Below are 16823 nucleotides of genomic sequence, written 5' to 3'. Positions count from 1 at the left end.
CAGGGGTCAGTCCTTGCGCCCCTTGCCCGCCGACCGGGCGGCACGCTCGCGCCGCTCGGCGCGCTCCTTCTTGTCCTGGGCGCGACGGTCGGCGCGGTTGCCCGCACCGGACTCGTCGACCAGCTCCGCGTCGCCGGACTCGGACGGCCCCGAGAACTGCATCTGCTCGTCGGAGACGTCACGGCCGGTCCCTGCCGCCTGCAGGATCGGGTTGGCGCCGGCCAGGGCGGCAGCCTGCGTGGCGGACGGCGCCGCCACGGTGTTGCGCTGCTGGTTGGCCTCGACCTTGACGTTGAACAGGAACGCCACCGTCTCCTCGCGCACCCCGTCCATCATCCCGGAGAACATGTCGTAGCCCTCGCGCTGGTACTCGACGAGCGGGTCACGCTGGGCCATCGCCCGCAGACCGATGCCCTCCTTGAGGTAGTCCATCTCGTACAGGTGCTCGCGCCACTTGCGGTCGAGGACCTGCAGCATGATCGAACGTTCGAGCTGGCGCATCGCGCCCTCGCCACCGATGCCCTCGATCTCGGCCTCGCGCTCGTCGTAGCGGGCGAACACGTCGTCCAGTACGGCGTCCCGGAGGTTCTTGGAGCTGAGGTCACCGGCGGCGCCGTACTCGTCCCCGTCGAGGACCTCCTCCGCACTGATGGACACCGGGTACAGCTGCCCGAGTGCATCCCAGAGCTTCTCCAGGTCCCAGTCCTCGACGTAACCCTCGGCGGTCGCGCCGTCGACGTACGCGCTGACCACCTGGTAGATCATCGACTCGACCTGGTCGGTGATGTCCTCGCCCTCGAGGATCCGCTTGCGCTCCTTGTAGATCACGGTGCGCTGCTGGTTCATGACCTCGTCGTACTTCAGGACGTCCTTGCGGATCTCGAAGTTCTGCGACTCGACCTGGGTCTGGGCGTTCTTCACCGCATTCGAGACCATCCGGGCCTCGATCGGGACATCGTCCGGCAGGTTCAGCCGGTTCATGATGGCCTCGACGGCCGCGCCGTTGAAGCGCCGCATGAGTTCGTCACCGAGCGACAGGTAGAAGCGGGACTCGCCCGGATCGCCCTGACGTCCGGAGCGGCCACGCAGCTGGTTGTCGATCCGTCGGGAGTCGTGCCGCTCGGTGCCCAGTACGTAGAGGCCACCGGCCTCGCGGACATTGTCGGCTTCCTTCTTGGTGAGCGCGCGCATGCGCTCGATCTCCTCATCCCAGGCGGCCTCATACTCTTCCGGGGTGTCCACCGGGTTGAGGCCGCGCTCGCGGAGGTTGAGGTCCGCGATGATGTCGGCGTTGCCGCCGAGCACGATGTCGGTACCGCGGCCGGCCATGTTGGTGGCGACGGTGACGGCACCGGGGCGACCGGCCTGCGCGACGATCTGCGCCTCCGAGGCGTGGAACTTCGCGTTGAGGACGTGGTGCTTGACCCCCTTGCGCGTGAGCAGTCGGGACAGGTGCTCACTGCGCTCGACCGAAGCGGTACCCACGAGCACCGGCTGCTTCTTCTCCACCCGCTCCGCGATGTCCTCGACGACGGCGCCGAACTTCGCCTCCTCGGTCTTGTAGATGAGGTCACCCTGGTCCTGGCGGGCCATCGGGCGGTTGGTCGGGATCGGCATGACCTCGAGCTTGTAGATCGAGTACAGCTCGGCCGCCTCGGTCTCGGCGGTGCCGGTCATGCCGGACAGCTTCTCGTAGAGCCGGAAGTAGTTCTGGAGGGTGATCGTGGCCAGCGTCTGGTTCTCGGCCTTGATCTCGACACGCTCCTTGGCCTCGATGGCCTGGTGCATGCCCTCGTTGTAGCGGCGACCGTCCAGGACGCGACCGGTGAACTCGTCGACGATGATCACGTCGCCGTCGCGGACGATGTAGTCCTTGTCCTTGGTGAACAGCTCCTTGGCCTTGATCGAGTTGTTCAGGTAGCTCACCAGCGGCGAGTTGGCGGCCTCGTAGAGGTTGTCGATACCCAGCTGGTCCTCGACGAACTCTACGCCGGGCTCCGTCACACCGATGGTGCGCTTCTTGCGGTCGACCTCGTAGTGCGTGCCCTCTTCGAGCAGCGGCGCGATGCGGGCGAACTCGCCGTACCACTTGCTCGAACCGTCGGCGGGGCCGGAGATGATGAGCGGTGTCCGCGCCTCGTCGATGAGGATCGAGTCGACCTCGTCGACGATCGCGAAGTTGTGACCGCGCTGGACGAGCTCGGCGGTGTCGTGCGCCATGTTGTCGCGCAGATAGTCGAAGCCGAACTCGTTGTTCGTGCCGTAGGTGATGTCCGCGTTGTAGGACTCGCGACGCTGGGCCGGGGTCATGCCGCTGAGGATCGCGCCGACGGACAGGCCCAGGAACCGGTGGACCCGCCCCATCCACTCCGCGTCACGCTTGGCCAGGTAGTCGTTGACCGTCACTACGTGCACGCCGTCGTCGGACAGCGCGTTGAGGTAGGCGGGCAGCACACAGGTGAGCGTCTTGCCCTCACCGGTCTTCATCTCGGCGACGGCGCCGGTGTGCAGCACGATGCCGCCGATGATCTGCACCTTGTAGGGCCGCTGGCCCAGCACCCTGAAAGCCGCCTCACGGGCGACGGCGAAGGCCTCGGGCAGCAGCGCGTCGAGCGTCTCACCCTCGGCCACCCGGCTCTTGAACTCGTCGGTCTTCGCACGGAGTTCGTCGTCGCTCAGCTTCTCCACGTCAGCGGAGAGCGAGTCCACGTAGTCGGCGAGAGCGGTGTACTTCTTGAGCTTTCGCCCCTCGCCGGCCCGGAGCAGCTTGGAAAGGATGGACACAGTCTCGAACGTCCTCGTGGTCGGGGATGTGGTCGGGGTTCTCACGAACCGGCGTGTTACCACACCGGTCCCTCGCACATCCTAGGTGTTCCGGGCCGTCCGTACACGCCGAGGGCGGTCCGGTCCCTTCGGATCGGACCGCCCTCGTGCGGTGCGGACAGCGGGTTGCCGGCCCCGCTTACTCGGTCAGGGTGATCAGACCGTAGTCGAACGCATGGCGCCGGTAGACGACAGTGGCGCGGCCGGACTCGGAGTCACGGAACAGGTAGAAGTCGTGACCCACGAGTTCCATCCTCTCCAACGCCTCGTCGACGGTCATCGGCGAGCTGTCGTGCTCCTTGCGGCGCACGATCTGGCCGGGTAGCTGCTCGTCGTGCTCGATCGCGTCCGCGTATTCGTCGAGCACCTCGGCCGGCGCCGCGTCGGAGGCGAGCTCGGCGGTCGCCTCGGCCACCGACTGCGGACGGCGGTGCCCCTGATGGCTGATCTTGCGCCGGGTCCGCGCCTTACGCATCTGGCGCTCGAGCTTGGCGACCGCCGACTCGAGAGCGCCGTAGAAGGTATCCTCGGCCGCCTCCGCACGGGCGACGCCGCTCTTGCCCTTGACGGTGATCTCGATGCGCTGACTCACCTTGGACAACCGCGGGTTGTTCTCGTGCAACAGGATCACGTCGAAGCGCTGGATGTTCGTCGGCGAGATCTTCTCGATCTTCGCGAGCTTCGCGTTGATCCGGGCCCCGAAGTGTTCGGGTACCTCGACATTCCGGCCCCTGATCGTCACCGGGGCGTCCGGAGTGCCGGGATCGTCGGTCACGGGACCGTCGAAGGTGGCGGGGTCAAGCAGGACTGCGGGGGTCTTCGCCATCGAAGCTCCTCCTCATCGGGCCTGCGGCGGACCACTCCGGCCGCTCCCGGACACCGCCCGGAAAACCGGCCGAAGGGTCAACCCACATGGCTGAGTGGACACTCTCGGACGTGGCCCACCAACCACCAATAACAGTGAACGTGCTGGTGAACCGCGTCCGAAACCCACCCTACCCGGTCATCTGGAGGTCGGCCGCGGGTCCCGCAGAAGTCGCCCACCCGAGGTGTCAGGCGGCCGTCAGCGCGAGCACCCCGGCCACCTTCAGCCCCCCGGAACCCAGCGCCGCCACGCACGCCGCCACGGTCGCCCCGGTCGTCACCACGTCGTCCACGACGAGGATCGTCGCCGGAGTGCACAGCAGTGCGGCGACGGTCTCCGGCGCCCCGGGCGAGACCCGGAGCGCCGTGTCGGCGGGACGTCGCCTGATCCGGCCGGCGAGGTTGTCCGTGCGCGCCTGCGCCCCGAGCCCGGAGGCGTCGCGCACCCGCCCCCGCACCTCGAGGAGGGGCGCCACCGCCGCCGTGTCCGGCGGGACCGAACCGACGAGGTCGGCGGCCACCGCGTCCGCCACCACCCGCATGTGGTCGAACCCGCGCCGGCGGCGGGCCCGCGCGGACGCCGGTGCGGGAACCAGCACCACCGGCCGTTCCCCGGCCTCTGCGATCTCCCCGGCTGCACGAAGGCGATCGATGCCGACCGCCAGCGCCGCACCGAACGTCCGCGCCAGGTCCGCCCGTCCCCGGTCCTTGTATGCGGAGACCGCATGGGCGGCCGCCCCTGTGTGCCGTGCCAGCGCCCAGGCCGGTGCCGTCAGATCGGCGCGGGTACGGATCCGCAGCAGCGGCCCCGCGAGGGTCTCCGCGCAGCCGGCGCACCACCGCTCCCCCGGCCTTCCGCAACCGCCGCATTCCAGGGGTACGACGAGGTCCGCCAGGGCGGCGCCCCAGGTGAAGCCACGACGGCCCTTCCCGCCGCCCTCACCGCGGCGGACGGTGTCGGAGTGGGACCGTCCGGGGCGCGCGGGCTCCCCTGGAGGGCCGGGTTCGGGCACGACCGGATCAGCCCGCGACCACCGGCTCGGCGCGGATCGCGGCGAGCCCGTTGATCTCGCGCCAGTAGCGATCACTTGTCTCGGCGGCGGTGTCCAGGCGCAGGAGCGAGCGCTGGTCCACCGCATACACTTCGCGGCCGGCGGCGGCCACGTCGGTGACCGGGCCGGAGATGTTGCGCTGTGAGAGCGGCTCGGTGATCGCCCCGTCGACCGAGATCGTCACGACCGGCGCCTCCGCGGTATCGCGTCCCACCACGACGGTCGACCGGTCACGCCAGGCCACCGACGTCACGGTCTCGCCCAGGGTCCGACCGATCTGGCGGAACGAGCCGGCGAGCGGCTGCCCGGTCTCGTCCGACAATGCGCCGATGAACACCTTGCCGTCGGCCACCACGGCCATGCGGGCACCGGATCGGTCGATCCGCAGGTCCGACACCCCGGACCCGAGCTCCAGGATTGGTCGCGCGTCCATCTCCTGGATCGACGGGTCGTCTCCGCCGACCCCGATCCGCACCAGGCGGCTGCCGTCGACCAGCGCCCAGACCCGTCCGTCGACGGGGTGGAAGGTCGGGCCGGCCACCGTGCGGGCGCTGATCGCCTCGACGGGCTCCGCGTCGAGTGCGCCCACCATGAGGCGGCGCGGTCCGGTCTGCGCGTCGCCGGCCACCACGGCCACGGTGCGACCGTCATACGACATGGCGGCGCTCCGCCCCCCGCGGACCGCGGACCAGGGCCCGTCGGCCGGGCGGGCGCCGCCTGCGTCGAGTCGCACCAGGCCGTCGGCGGCGGTGAGGGCGTGGCGCATGGGCTCGACGGGTGGGTAGGGATCGAAGTCGCGGACGTCCTCCGTCGTCCAGCCTTCGGCGTAGCGCTCGTCGAGCGGGGCGCCGTCGCGTTCGAGCCGATAGGGCCCCGGAACGTCCGATCTGGCGAGGGTCCAGACCACCTGGGCCGCGAACTGGGTGGTGGCCTGGCTGCTCAACACGGGCAGTCCGGTGAAATCGATGGTCGTTCCGGGCTGGTCCCCGTCGTCGGCGGACTCGGTCGGACGGACGGACACCGAGTCCGGGACCCGCGAGAGCACCGCCCCGTCCAACGCCGGCCGGGGCCCGGTTGCCAACAGATTGACGAGCGAGTACCCCAGATCGGTGCGGTCGGCGGCGGTCCAGCGCGGGTCGGGGACGAGGGAATCGGCGGAGCCGGAGAGGAAGAACAGCTCACGCTGCGCATAGGTGGAGAAGAACTCGGTGCGTTCGATCACCACGCCGGGCGGGAGCTCGTCGATGCGCCACTGCCCATCGGCGCGGGTCAGTCCGATGGTCACCTCGACCTGCCCCGTGTCGTCGCGGAAGATCCCGCCCGGGTCGAGTGTGCCGACCTTCTCACCTCGCAGGGTGTACTCCGCGCGGTCGGCGGAGCGGCCGCCTTCGGCGCTGAGATCGGCGCGCAGCACGATGGTCGTCTCGGCGGAGTCGTCCCACTGCTCCGCTGCCTCCGGCGTGAGGAACTGGCGGGCGGCGGCGTGCCGCTGGTCGGCGATTGCCGCCGCCTTGATGAAGTCGCGGACCAGCAGGTCGGGCTCCTGGTCCGGGACCGGCGTGGGAACCGACAGGTCGGGCGAGGAGGGGGCGAAGGTGTCGATGACCTGGGGAGACGACGACGACGGCAGCGTCGCACAGCCCGTCGCCACCAACCCGGTCGCACTCACGAGCGCCACCAGGAGGGACAGCAGCCGGGCCCTGGTCATCCCTCACCGTCCGCGGTCCCGGGGACACGGTCGAGCGGGGTGGGCGAATCGGACCGGATCTGCCGCGCCTCGTCCTCCGGGGTCAGCGGCAGCGGGCTGGACGTCAGGGTTCCGCCGTGCTGCCTGGGGATGGTGAGTCGGAAGCAGGAGCCCTCGCCCGGGCTGCCCCAGCAGTCCAGTCGGCCACCGTGGAGCTTGGCGTCCTCGAGCGCGATGGCCAGGCCCAGACCGGTCCCGCCGGAGCGGCGTACCCGCGAGGGGTCGGCCCGCCAGAAACGGTTGAAGACCAGGGCCTCCTCCCCCGGCTTGAGTCCCACGCCCCGGTCGCGGACGGAGACCGCCAGCGCGGCGTCGGACATCCGCATCGTCACCTTGACCGGTTTCGATTCGGAGTGGTCCAGGGCGTTGGCGATGAGGTTACGCAGGATCCGCTCGACACGTCGCGAGTCGACCTCGGCGATGACGGGATCGTCCGGCATGTCGACCTCGACCTCGACCCCCGCGGACTCGGCGATGTGGGCGACGGTCTCGACTGAATCCTGAACGGCGTTACGCACGTCCATCTCGGCCACCGACAGCTCGGCCATACCGGCGTCGTGGCGGGAGACCTCGAGCAGATCGGTGAGCAGGCTCTCGAAGCGATCCAGCTCCGACTCGAGCAACTCGACCGCTCGTTTGGTGGGCGCGTCGAGGTGCTCCGCCGAGTCGGAGATGATGCTGGCGGCCATGCGGACGGTGGTCAGCGGGGTGCGCAGCTCGTGGGAGACATCGGAGGTGAACCGCTTCTGCAGGTCACCGAACTCCTCGAGTTGAGTGATCTGGTCGGACAGGCTCTGTGCCATGTCGTTGAACGCCATCGCCAGTCGCGCCACGTCGTCCTCGCCGCGGATCACCATTCGTTCCTTGAGGTGCCCGTTGGCGAAACGTTGGGCGATCGAGGCGGCCTGCCGCACCGGCAGGACGACCTGTCGGGCGACCATCCAGGCGATCGCCGCGGACAGCACGATGATGGCGAGCCCCGCGGTGGCGACGATGCCACGCATGATCCCGAGCGTCTGTTCCTCGGCGATCAACGGATAGACCAGATACAGCTCGAGCCCCGGGATCGACGAGTCGGTGGGCGTGCCGATGATCAGCGCCTTCACCTGCTCGCCACGGAAATCCATGGTGACGTACTGGGAGGCGATCCGGCCCCGCTGGACGAGGGACTGCAGTTCCGGCGGGACCTGCGCCCCGGCAGGGCTGACGACCTGCCCCCGGCCGGTCTGGTCGGGGATCACGAGTATCGGGTCGAAGGTGCCCGCGTGGACCGAGTCCCCGCCGGAGGCCAGCCCGCGCTCGCCGAGTGCGCTGCGGGCCTGGTCGAGCCTGGACTGTTCGCTGGTGCCCTCGTCGGTGGCCGCGATCTGCGCCTCCACCGTGAGCCGCAGACGGCCCGCCTGTTCGACGGCCGCGTCGAGTTTGGTTGACAGCAACTGCGCGGTCATCTGGCTCTGGAGCATGAACGCGATCGTCAGGATCACGCCCATCGACAACGCCAGGGTCGAGGTGACGACGCGCAACTGCAGTGAGCGCCGCCAGAGCCGAGCGATCCGTAGCCCCAGCGCCCCCGGGTCCAGGTCCGCCAGCCTCTCGCGGAGGGTCGGCGACGCGTCCGTCAGGTCGCGGGTGTCGCGCTCGCCCCCGGGGGACGCCGCCGCGTCGCCCGGGCGAGCGGCGGTCACGAGACCGCGCCCGCCTTGTAGCCGACTCCACGAACCGTGAGGACCACCTCGGGGTTCTCCGGATCCTTCTCGATCTTCGCGCGCAGACGCTGGACGTGGACGTTGACCAGGCGGGTGTCGGCCGAGTGGCGGTAGCCCCACACGTGCTCGAGGAGGACCTCGCGCGTGAACACCTGTCGGGGCTTACGCGCCAACTCCACGAGCAGGTCGAACTCGAGCGGCGTGAGCGGGATCGGTGTCCCCTCGCGGGTGACGGTGTGCGCGGGCACGTCGATCGTCACGTCGCCGATGTGCAGCACCTCGCTCGGCTCGTCCTCGCCCCGCCGCAACCGGGCCCGGATGCGGGCCACCAGCTCTTTGGGCTTGAACGGCTTCATTATGTAGTCGTCGGCGCCGGACTCCAGGCCCAGCACCACGTCGACCGTGTCGGTCTTGGCGGTGAGCATGACGATCGGGACGCGGGACTCCGCGCGGATCTCCCGGCACACGTCGATCCCGCTCTTGCCCGGCAACATGAGGTCCAGCAGCACCAGGTCAGGCTGTGCAGCGCGGAACGTCTCGCTGGCCTGGACGCCGTCGCCGACGACCTCGGTCTCGAACCCCTCGCCCCGCAGGACGATGGTGAGCATCTCTGCCAGCGCGGCGTCGTCGTCGACGACGAGGATCTTGGGGGTCATTGTCACCACTTGTTGTCGGCGTATCGTGTCGGGGCGGCAGGCGCACGCGACCGTCGGAACGCTCCACGGGTCGTGTTCCTGCTCATACAGACCTTACCCGCCCGGACCGACACCACGTGGGCACGGCTCGACCTCCGAGACGAGCCCACCGCCGGCCGGAGCGGCCGGTGTTCGCGCCGCCGGAGTACGCGCGGGGATCTAGAGTCCGACGACGACGTCGGCCAACTCCTGTACGTCGGGCTCGGCCCCGAGGATCGTCCAGGGCGAACGCCAAGAGGTCTCGGCGAGCCGTCGGTAGGCCCGGGACGTGTCGGCCTGGAGGGTCGAGTCGCGTTCATACCGGTCGCGGGCGCGGCCCGGATCGGACTCTTCGCGGGAGCCCGCCCGTTCGGCGGCGACCGCGACGGGGGTGTCGAGCAGGATCTGGAGGTCCGGGACGGGCAGGCCGAGGCGCTCGAACTCCAACGCGCCGATCCATTCCACGGCCTCATCGGCCCGCTCCGCGCCGAGTCGGGCCGCTGTGTAGGCGGCGTTGGAGGCCACGTACCGGTCCAGCAGGACCACATCGTTCGCCTCGGCCAGTGCGGACAACTCCGCCGATGCGGCGTGGCGGTCCATCGCGAACAACAGCGCCATCGCGTGCGGGGAATCCGCGGTGCCGGCCTGGCCGCCGTGCAGTGCATCGGCGGCCAGGTCGGCATGCAGGGTCCCGTAGCGGGGGAAGGCCAGGCGGCCCACCGTGAGTCCGCGGCCGGTCAGCTCCGCGGCGAGCGCGGTGGTCAGGGTGTTCTTCCCCGCGCCGTCCAGCCCTTCGATGACAGCGAGCCTGCCGTTCACTGCCCTTGCCCCCGGTCCGGAATCCGGTCGATCAGTAGCGGTAGTGCTCGGGCTTGTACGGGCCCTCGACGTCCACGCCGATGTACTCGGCCTGATCCTTGGCGAGACGCGTGATCGTGCCGCCGAGCGCCTCGACGTGCAGCCGGGCGACCTTCTCGTCGAGGATCTTGGGCAGCAGGTGCACGCCGACCGGGTACTGATCGGCCTTGGTGAACAGCTCGATCTGGGCGATGACCTGATCGGAGAAGCTGTTGGACATCACGAACGACGGGTGTCCGGTGGCATTGCCGAGATTGAGCAGGCGTCCCTCCGACAGCACGATGATCGAACGGCCGTCCTCCTCGAAGACGAACTCGTCGACCTGCGGCTTGATGTTGATTCGGGTGACGTCGGCGGCGGACTCGAGACCGGCCATGTCGATCTCGTTGTCGAAATGGCCGATGTTGCCGAGGATGGCCTTGTTCTTCATCGCCTTCATGTGCTCGAAGGTGATGATGTCCTTGTTGCCGGTGGCGGTGATGACGATGTCGGCGTCGGCGATCGCCTGATCGACGGTGACCACGTCGAAGCCGTCCATGAGCGCCTGCAGGGCGTTAATCGGGTCGACTTCGGTGACCTGGACGCGCGCGCCCTGGCCGGCGAGCGCCTCGGCGCAGCCCTTGCCCACGTCGCCGTAGCCACAGACCAGGGCCTTCTTGCCACCGATCAGGGCGTCGGTGCCGCGGTTGATCCCGTCGAGCAGCGAGTGGCGGGTGCCGTACTTGTTGTCGAACTTGCTCTTGGTGACGGCGTCGTTGACGTTCATCGCCGGGAACGGCAGCACACCCTCGTTGTGGAAGTGGTACAGACGGTGCACGCCGGTGGTCGTCTCCTCGGTCACGCCCTGGACCGACTCGGCGATCGCCGTGAACTTGCCCGGGTGCGCCGGGACCGACTCGCGCAGCAGCGCGTGGAAGACCTTCTCCTCCGCGGACCACGCCTCGTCATCCGACGGCACGGCGCCGGCGGCCTCGAACTCGGTGCCCTTGATGACGAGCATCGTGGCGTCCCCACCGTCGTCGAGGATCATGTTGGGGGCCTCGCCCGGCCAGGTCATGATCTGCTCGGTGCACCACCAGTACTCCTCCAGCGTCTCGCCCTTCCAGGCGAAGACCGGCACACCGGCCGGCGCCTCGGGGGAGCCCTCCGGGCCCACCACGACGGCGGCGGCGGCCTCGTCCTGGGTGGAGAAGATGTTGCAGGACGCCCAGCGCACCTCGGCGCCGAGCGCGGTGAGGGTCTCGATGAGGACCGCGGTCTGGACGGTCATGTGGATCGATCCGGCGATCCGGGCGCCGGCCAGCGGCTGCTCGGTCGCGTACTCCTCGCGCAGCGCCATCAGACCCGGCATCTCGTGCTCGGCGAGACGGATCTGCTTGCGGCCCGCCTCCGCGAGCGAGAGATCCGCCACCTTGAACTCGATACCGTTGACGGACTGCACCTGCAGATCAGCGGACATGTGTGCGACCAGCTCCTTGTCGATCTCTGTGAAGACTTCCGCACCACACTAGCGGGAGTCCTCCCGCGCCGGTGGTCCGGTCACCGGTCCCCGACGCGGGTCCGGAACACCGTGGCCCTCTCCGCACCGGACAGCGTGACCGTGTTCGCCGACGCCGGCACCCAGCAGGCGCCCCCGGCGCCGAGGACCTCGGTCGAGTCACCGTCGTGGACCCGGACGGATCCGGAAGTGCACAACAGCACCTCAGGTCCCTCGGGCCGCCACCACACGGACTCGGTTCCGGCAGGAAGGTCGATACGCGACAGGGCGAAATCAGGTTCCGGCGTGGGGTAGTCGACCTCGCCGGGGATGCCGCGGTCCACGGGCGTCGGCTGCACCGTGGGGTCGGGCAGCGGGGTGAACTCGAGCACCCGCATGAGCTCGGGGACGTCCACGTGCTTGGGCGTCAGGCCACCACGCAGGACGTTGTCCGAGTTGGCCATGACCTCCACGCCGACGCCGTTCAGGTAGGCGTGAAGCTGCCCGGGGCCCAGGTAGACGGCCTCGCCGGGATGCAGGCTGACCCGGTTGAGCAGCATCGCCGCCAACACGCCGGGATCGCTGGGGTAGCGCTCCGCGAGCTCGGTGACCGTGGCGGCCACGGGCGACCAGGGACCGTCGACCCCGTGTGCGGACAGATAGCCGACAGCGCATCCGACCAGGTCCGACACGACATCGGCGAGGGCCGAGTGCGGCATCGTCACGAAGGTCGTGAACACAGCGCGCAGCCCCTCCGCATCCGGCTGACCCGCCAGCATGTCCCGATAGGGGCGGAGGAGAGCCACGTCCAGGGCGTCGAACAGGGCGATCGTGCGCTCGACGGGCCGGAAGCCGACGAGGGCGTGGAACTCGGTCAGCGCGACCAGGATCTCGGGCTTGTGGTTGACGTCCCGGTAGTTGCGGTTGTTCGCGTCCAGGGCGATCCCGCGTGCGTCCTCGGCCGCATAGCCCTCGCGCGCCCGCTCCGGCGACGGGTGCGCCTGCAGCGACAAGGCCTGCTCGGCGGAGAGCAGCTTGACGAGGAACGGCAGCCCTCCGCCGTACTCGTCGACAACCCTGTCCCCCAGTTCACCCCGCGGATCGGCGGCGATCCTGGCGTCGAGACCGCGTCCGTCGGTGCAGAGCGAGGAGCCCGAGTCGTGGGCCCCGAACCAGTGCTCGGCGACGGGGTGCGGGGCCGGGGAGGCCGTCCCGCACAGCTCGGGGAGAGCGGTCCGGGAGCCCCAGGCGTACGCCTGGACCACCGGGCTGAGTGCCACCACTGGCCTACAGCCCCCCGACCAGGAGGTATGCGGCCGACAGTTCGGTCCGGGCCATGAACGCGGCCACCTTTCCGCTCAACGGGGTCGGAGCATCGCCGACCGTGTCCTGACCACGGTCGGTGATCCACTCGACATCCGCGAGCGGGCCCGCGGCCAGCCGGACGAGATCCTCGTCCGCGCTCAACACCATACCGAGGTGACGCGCCGGTAGGTCATCCCGCGGCCCGTCCAGCTCGTCGTCGTGGAAAAGGCTGGCCAGCGGGTCCGCCGGCGGGCGGCCCTGGGCCCGCTCGGCCTGCGCTCGCACCGCATCGGAGACGGAGGTCGTCGCGGTGACCCGGCCGGCGTCGCAGAACGCCGCGACCGCGCGGGCGCACACGGCCTCCGAGACCGCGTCGGCGTGGACCCACACCAGTGGGTCCCGCCCCGCGACCGTGGCGGCGAGAAGCTTCGCCGGGTTGACCGGGGTCGAGAGTTCAGGGCCGAGGCTCTCTAGCTCGACGTCGATCGCGTCGGCGGCGGCGGTGACATCCAGGCCCCGGGCGCCCAGTGCGGTCAGCACCGCCATGCCGGCGGCGACATGGCGCAGGACCCCGCGATGCGGGGGCAGGTACGGCAGGGGCTCGAGCCACATGACCTGCCCCCGGCCGGACTCCGCGACCGGCCCCTCCCGGGGCACGTCCACCACCACGGCGGCGCCACGACCGGCCGCGGTGTCGATCGCCGCGGCGAGCCCCGGATCCCCCGCATCGTCGCCGGAGACCAGAACCACGTCGAGCGCACCCACCCAGGCGGGCAGGCTGTGCGCCACCACGAGTGGCGGGACGGCCGGGCCGCCCACGGCCTCGGTCAGCGCGACGACCAGGTCGGCCGCCTGACGGGCGCGCGCGGACCGGCCACCGACCCAGACCACCGCCCTGGGCCGCACGCCGTCGAGCTCGTCGAGGAGCCCTGCCGCCACCGCGGTCGCGACGGTCCGGACCTGCGCGCCCCCCATCGAGGCGTGCAGAAGCGCCCCGGTCGCATCCGCCGCGCGGAGCGCTTCGGCGTCGTCGAGATCGATCCGGCCGGATCCGGTGTCGCTCGACAGGTCAGGCACGGACGATCGCGAGGACCTCGTCGACGATCGCGCCGACACCCTCGCTGGTCGGCGCCTCGGCGTTGAGTCGCAGGAGAGGCTCGGTGTTGGAGGCACGCAGGTTGAACCAGGTGCCCTCCCCCAGATCGACGGTCACGCCGTCGAGCCGGTCGATGGACACGGCCCGGTCGGTGAACGTCGCCACGACGGCCTCCATCCGCTCGGCCTGTGCCTCGGCGGAGTTCAGGGTCGAGTTGATCTCGCCCGAGGCGGCATAGGTCGTGTACTCGGCCATGAGGTCGGAGAGCGTGCCGTCCTGCCCGCCGAGCGCGGCCAGGACGTGCATCGCCGCCAACATCCCGGAGTCGGCGCCCCAGAAGTCTCGGAAATAGTAGTGCGCCGAGTGCTCGCCTCCGAACACCGCGCCGGTGTCGGCCATCTGTGCCTTGATGAAGCTGTGGCCCACCCTCGTACGCACCGCGACGCCACCCTGCCGCTCGACCAGTTCGGGCACCGTGTGGGAGGTGATGAGGTTGTAGATGATCGTGGCGCCGGGATCCTTGGCCAGCTCCCGCTCCGCGACGAGGGCGGTGATGGCCGACGGGGCGACGGGCTCACCGCGCTCGTCCACGACGAAGCACCGGTCCGCGTCACCGTCGAACGCCAGCCCGATGTCGGCGCCGCTCTCGCGGACCAGGGCCTGCAGGTCCACGAGGTTGGCCGGCTCGAGCGGGTTGGCCTCGTGGTTGGGGAAGTTGCCGTCGAGCTCGAAGTACAGGGGCACGATCTCCAGTGGGAGCCCGCCCAGGACGGCGGGGACGGTGTGCCCACCCATGCCGTTACCCGCGTCCACGGCCACCTTGAGCGGCCGGATGCCCGAGAGGTCGACCAACCCGCGCAGGTACTCCCCGTACCCGTCGAGGACATCGCGCTCGGACACGGTGCCGGCCGCTCCCTCGAAAGCGGGGACGCCGCTTGTCACCTCCTCGGAGATGACCTGCAACCCGGACTGCTGGCCGACCGGCTTGGCGCCCGCGCGGCACAGCTTGATGCCGTTGTACCGGGCGGGATTGTGGCTGGCGGTGAACATGGCGCCGGGGCAGTCGAGCAGTCCCGAGGCGTAGTAGAGCTGGTCGGTGGAGGCGAGACCGATGGCCACCACGTCCAGGCCCTGGGCGGTGACGCCCTCGGCGAATGCGGCCGACAGCGACGGGGACGAGTCCCGCATGTCATGACCGACGACGACGGCGCCGGCCCCCTCCGAGCGCATGAGGCGCGCGAAGGAGCCGCCTACCTCGCGGACGAAATCCTCGTCGATCTGCTCACCGACGATCCCACGGACGTCGTAGGCCTTGATGACTGCTCGGACGGACTCGGCGCTGCGTGCCACGTGCTGCTCCAGGGATGAGGCGGGTGAATGTCACCCGCGACACTACCCGCGCGCATCCCCCGACGGATCCGCCTCGCGGGCGGGGATCAACCGATCCCCGGTCCCGGCTCCCCGGGGCCGTCGCCGGGCCCGCCCGCCGCGCTGCCCGCGGATTCCGGGGCGTCCGGAACCACGCGCAGGTGGGGACGTCCGGTAGGGAACTCGGGTGCGTCGTCCGCGAACAGCGGGCCCGGCTCGGACACCCCCAACCGGCGCAGGCGCTCGGCGTCGACGAGCGCGGCCCCGGTGCGACGACCACCGACCGGTCCGCCGGTGACGGCGTCGAGGAGAGCCGTGAGATCCGAGTCCTCGGCGGAGGTGTCGATGTCAGGGTGCCGGACCAGGTCCCAACCACGAGGTGCGGTGATGCGCAGGGCGTGGGCGGCGCACAGGTCCCACGCGTGCGGCTCCTCCACCGCGGGCAGCGGTCCGACCACCGCGGTGGAGTCCGCGTAGACGTAGGTGAGCGTGGCGACCGCACGATTCGGACATCCCGGGCGGCAGCAACGACGGTTCTCACTCACGAGATCCCAGCGTAGCCCCGACGAACGCCGACGCACCCCCCGACCCGCCCGACACGCCGAGGCGATCCACCCGGTCCGCTCCGGCCGGCCGGGAGCGGACGGCGCTATCCTCGCGCCATGACTCCCAGCTCCCATGTTCCCGGACGGCCGCCGACCGGGACCGCGATCCCCGGCGCCGGCCAGACCGACGTGGCCGCGGGGAGCCGGATCTCGGTCCGGGACTTCCCCGGCGACCCGGGGCGTAGCGGCCCCCGCGTGGTGACCTCCCGCCGGGCCGAACGCCGCGGCCACGGCCCCCGTGGCCCCATCCTGCCGCCGGAGGTCCCGCGGTGGCGCAGCCGCTCGGCCGAGTTCGACGCGGCGGCCCTCGAGGCCTTCGCCGAGATCGACCAGCACTGGCACAGCCAGCTGGTCCACCTCGATCTGGCCGTGGACATGGTGCCCCGTATGCGGCTACGCCCCGGGGAGACATGGCCCGAGGAGGTCGTGGCGGACGGCGATGTCCCCCTCGCCCGTCTGGTCCCTGCGGGGGTGGACCGCAGCGGACAGCCGACCCGCGCCCGGCTCGTGTTGTTCCGGAAGCCACTCACCCGGCGCGCGCCTGACGGCGACGACCTGCGCGACCTCGTGTACTCGGTCCTCGTCGAGCTGGTCTCGCAGCATCTGGAGATCTCGCCCGACGAGGTCGAGGCCGGCCCCGACCGCACCTAGGGCGGGCGCCGGGCTGCCCGTGGCCGATCGTCGGAGGGCCGGGCCGAAAATGACTGGTGACCGCCCCGCGGGACGGTCAGAAACAGGCGGCTGCGACGCCGCCGGTCGGCGAGGACTCGCCGACGCGGTTCACATCACGGCTTCGCGCTTGATCCGACGCCGCTCGCGTTCGGACAGGCCGCCCCAGATGCCGAATCGCTCGTCGTTGGCCAGCGCGTACTCGAGGCATTCCGCCTTGACCTCGCAGCCGGTGCAGATCTTCTTGGCCTCCCGGGTGGAGCCGCCCTTCTCGGGGAAGAACGCCTCGGGATCCGTCTGGGCGCAGAGAGCGCGATCCTGCCAGCTCTCCTCCTCGTCCTCAGCGAACAGGCCGGGGACGCCGAGGTCGACCAGGGCCAGGTCGGGTCCTGCCACGGTGCGTGCCTGTCGATCCACGGTCATCCCTTCGTTGTGAGCTGCATACGCATGGTGAACTGCTTGGGTGTTTGAATATTCGCTCTGACGCGAACGGAGCGTTCTTCGGGTCACCCACCAGGGAATGACACACCTGTGATTACACACATGCAAGCCGCCCGGGTCAAGCGAAATCCGAGATAC

Annotated in this window: 14 protein-coding genes; 1 reads left to right on the top strand and 13 read right to left on the bottom strand. The window is 70.3% G+C overall.

Features of this window, described 5'->3' with window-relative positions; all coding sequences use genetic code 11:
• Positions 1–6 precede the first annotated feature (6 nt).
• The 12 genes from secA to K3888_RS10680 form a co-directional block, all read right to left on the bottom strand.
• A complete protein-coding gene (gene secA, locus K3888_RS10735; RefSeq protein ID WP_230930261.1) occupies positions 7–2784 on the bottom strand; it encodes a preprotein translocase subunit SecA in 2778 nt (925 codons plus the stop codon).
• A 178-nt stretch (positions 2785–2962) separates the two neighbouring features.
• Positions 2963–3649: a ribosome hibernation-promoting factor, HPF/YfiA family gene (gene hpf, locus K3888_RS10730; protein ID WP_230930260.1), complete on the bottom strand. Its 687-nt coding sequence runs from the start codon at positions 3647–3649 to the stop codon at positions 2963–2965.
• 226 nt (positions 3650–3875) lie between these two features.
• Positions 3876–4700 carry a ComF family protein gene (locus tag K3888_RS10725; protein ID WP_230930259.1) on the bottom strand — a complete coding sequence of 275 codons (825 nt, stop codon included), beginning with the start codon at positions 4698–4700 and terminating at the stop codon, positions 3876–3878.
• A 7-nt stretch (positions 4701–4707) separates the two neighbouring features.
• Positions 4708–6447, bottom strand: coding sequence for an LpqB family beta-propeller domain-containing protein (locus K3888_RS10720; RefSeq protein WP_230930258.1), 1740 nt, complete (start codon positions 6445–6447; stop codon positions 4708–4710).
• A complete protein-coding gene (mtrB, locus tag K3888_RS10715) occupies positions 6444–8171 on the bottom strand; it encodes an MtrAB system histidine kinase MtrB (RefSeq protein ID WP_230930257.1) in 1728 nt (575 codons plus the stop codon). Before mtrB ends, K3888_RS10720 begins: the two co-directional genes overlap by 4 nt.
• Positions 8168–8848, bottom strand: coding sequence for an MtrAB system response regulator MtrA (gene mtrA / locus K3888_RS10710; protein WP_269075066.1), 681 nt, complete (start codon positions 8846–8848; stop codon positions 8168–8170). Before mtrA ends, mtrB begins: the two co-directional genes overlap by 4 nt.
• A gap of 198 nt (positions 8849–9046) precedes the next feature.
• Positions 9047–9685: a dTMP kinase gene (locus K3888_RS10705; RefSeq protein ID WP_230930255.1), complete on the bottom strand. Its 639-nt coding sequence runs from the start codon at positions 9683–9685 to the stop codon at positions 9047–9049.
• 31 nt (positions 9686–9716) lie between these two features.
• Positions 9717–11183: an adenosylhomocysteinase gene (gene ahcY, locus K3888_RS10700; protein ID WP_230930254.1), complete on the bottom strand. Its 1467-nt coding sequence runs from the start codon at positions 11181–11183 to the stop codon at positions 9717–9719.
• A gap of 80 nt (positions 11184–11263) precedes the next feature.
• The gene (gene manA, locus K3888_RS10695; RefSeq protein ID WP_308281978.1) at positions 11264–12481 is read right to left on the bottom strand and encodes a mannose-6-phosphate isomerase, class I; all 1218 of its coding nucleotides are present in this window, start codon (positions 12479–12481) and stop codon (positions 11264–11266) included.
• Between the two features lie 7 nt (positions 12482–12488).
• Positions 12489–13583: a hypothetical protein gene (locus tag K3888_RS10690; protein ID WP_230930252.1), complete on the bottom strand. Its 1095-nt coding sequence runs from the start codon at positions 13581–13583 to the stop codon at positions 12489–12491.
• Positions 13576–14952, bottom strand: coding sequence for a phosphomannomutase/phosphoglucomutase (locus K3888_RS10685; RefSeq protein ID WP_230930251.1), 1377 nt, complete (start codon positions 14950–14952; stop codon positions 13576–13578). Before K3888_RS10685 ends, K3888_RS10690 begins: the two co-directional genes overlap by 8 nt.
• Before the next feature lie 86 nt (positions 14953–15038).
• Positions 15039–15515 (bottom strand): DUF3499 domain-containing protein, encoded by a 477-nt coding sequence (locus tag K3888_RS10680; protein WP_230930250.1) that lies wholly within the window; start codon positions 15513–15515, stop codon positions 15039–15041.
• A gap of 189 nt (positions 15516–15704) precedes the next feature.
• Between K3888_RS10680 and K3888_RS10675 the strand changes: the two genes are divergently transcribed.
• A complete protein-coding gene (locus tag K3888_RS10675; RefSeq protein ID WP_372459564.1) occupies positions 15705–16226 on the top strand; it encodes a metallopeptidase family protein in 522 nt (173 codons plus the stop codon).
• A 129-nt stretch (positions 16227–16355) separates the two neighbouring features.
• Here the strand turns inward: K3888_RS10675 and K3888_RS10670 are convergent, their stop codons facing one another.
• Positions 16356–16667: a WhiB family transcriptional regulator gene (locus K3888_RS10670; RefSeq protein ID WP_230930249.1), complete on the bottom strand. Its 312-nt coding sequence runs from the start codon at positions 16665–16667 to the stop codon at positions 16356–16358.
• Positions 16668–16823 lie beyond the last annotated feature (156 nt).

It is taken from the genome of Dietzia aurantiaca (assembly GCF_021033825.1).
Classification (GTDB): domain Bacteria; phylum Actinomycetota; class Actinomycetes; order Mycobacteriales; family Mycobacteriaceae; genus Dietzia; species Dietzia aurantiaca.
Note: the sequence above shows the minus strand (reverse complement) of the source record. Positions and strands in the feature narration are given on the sequence as shown.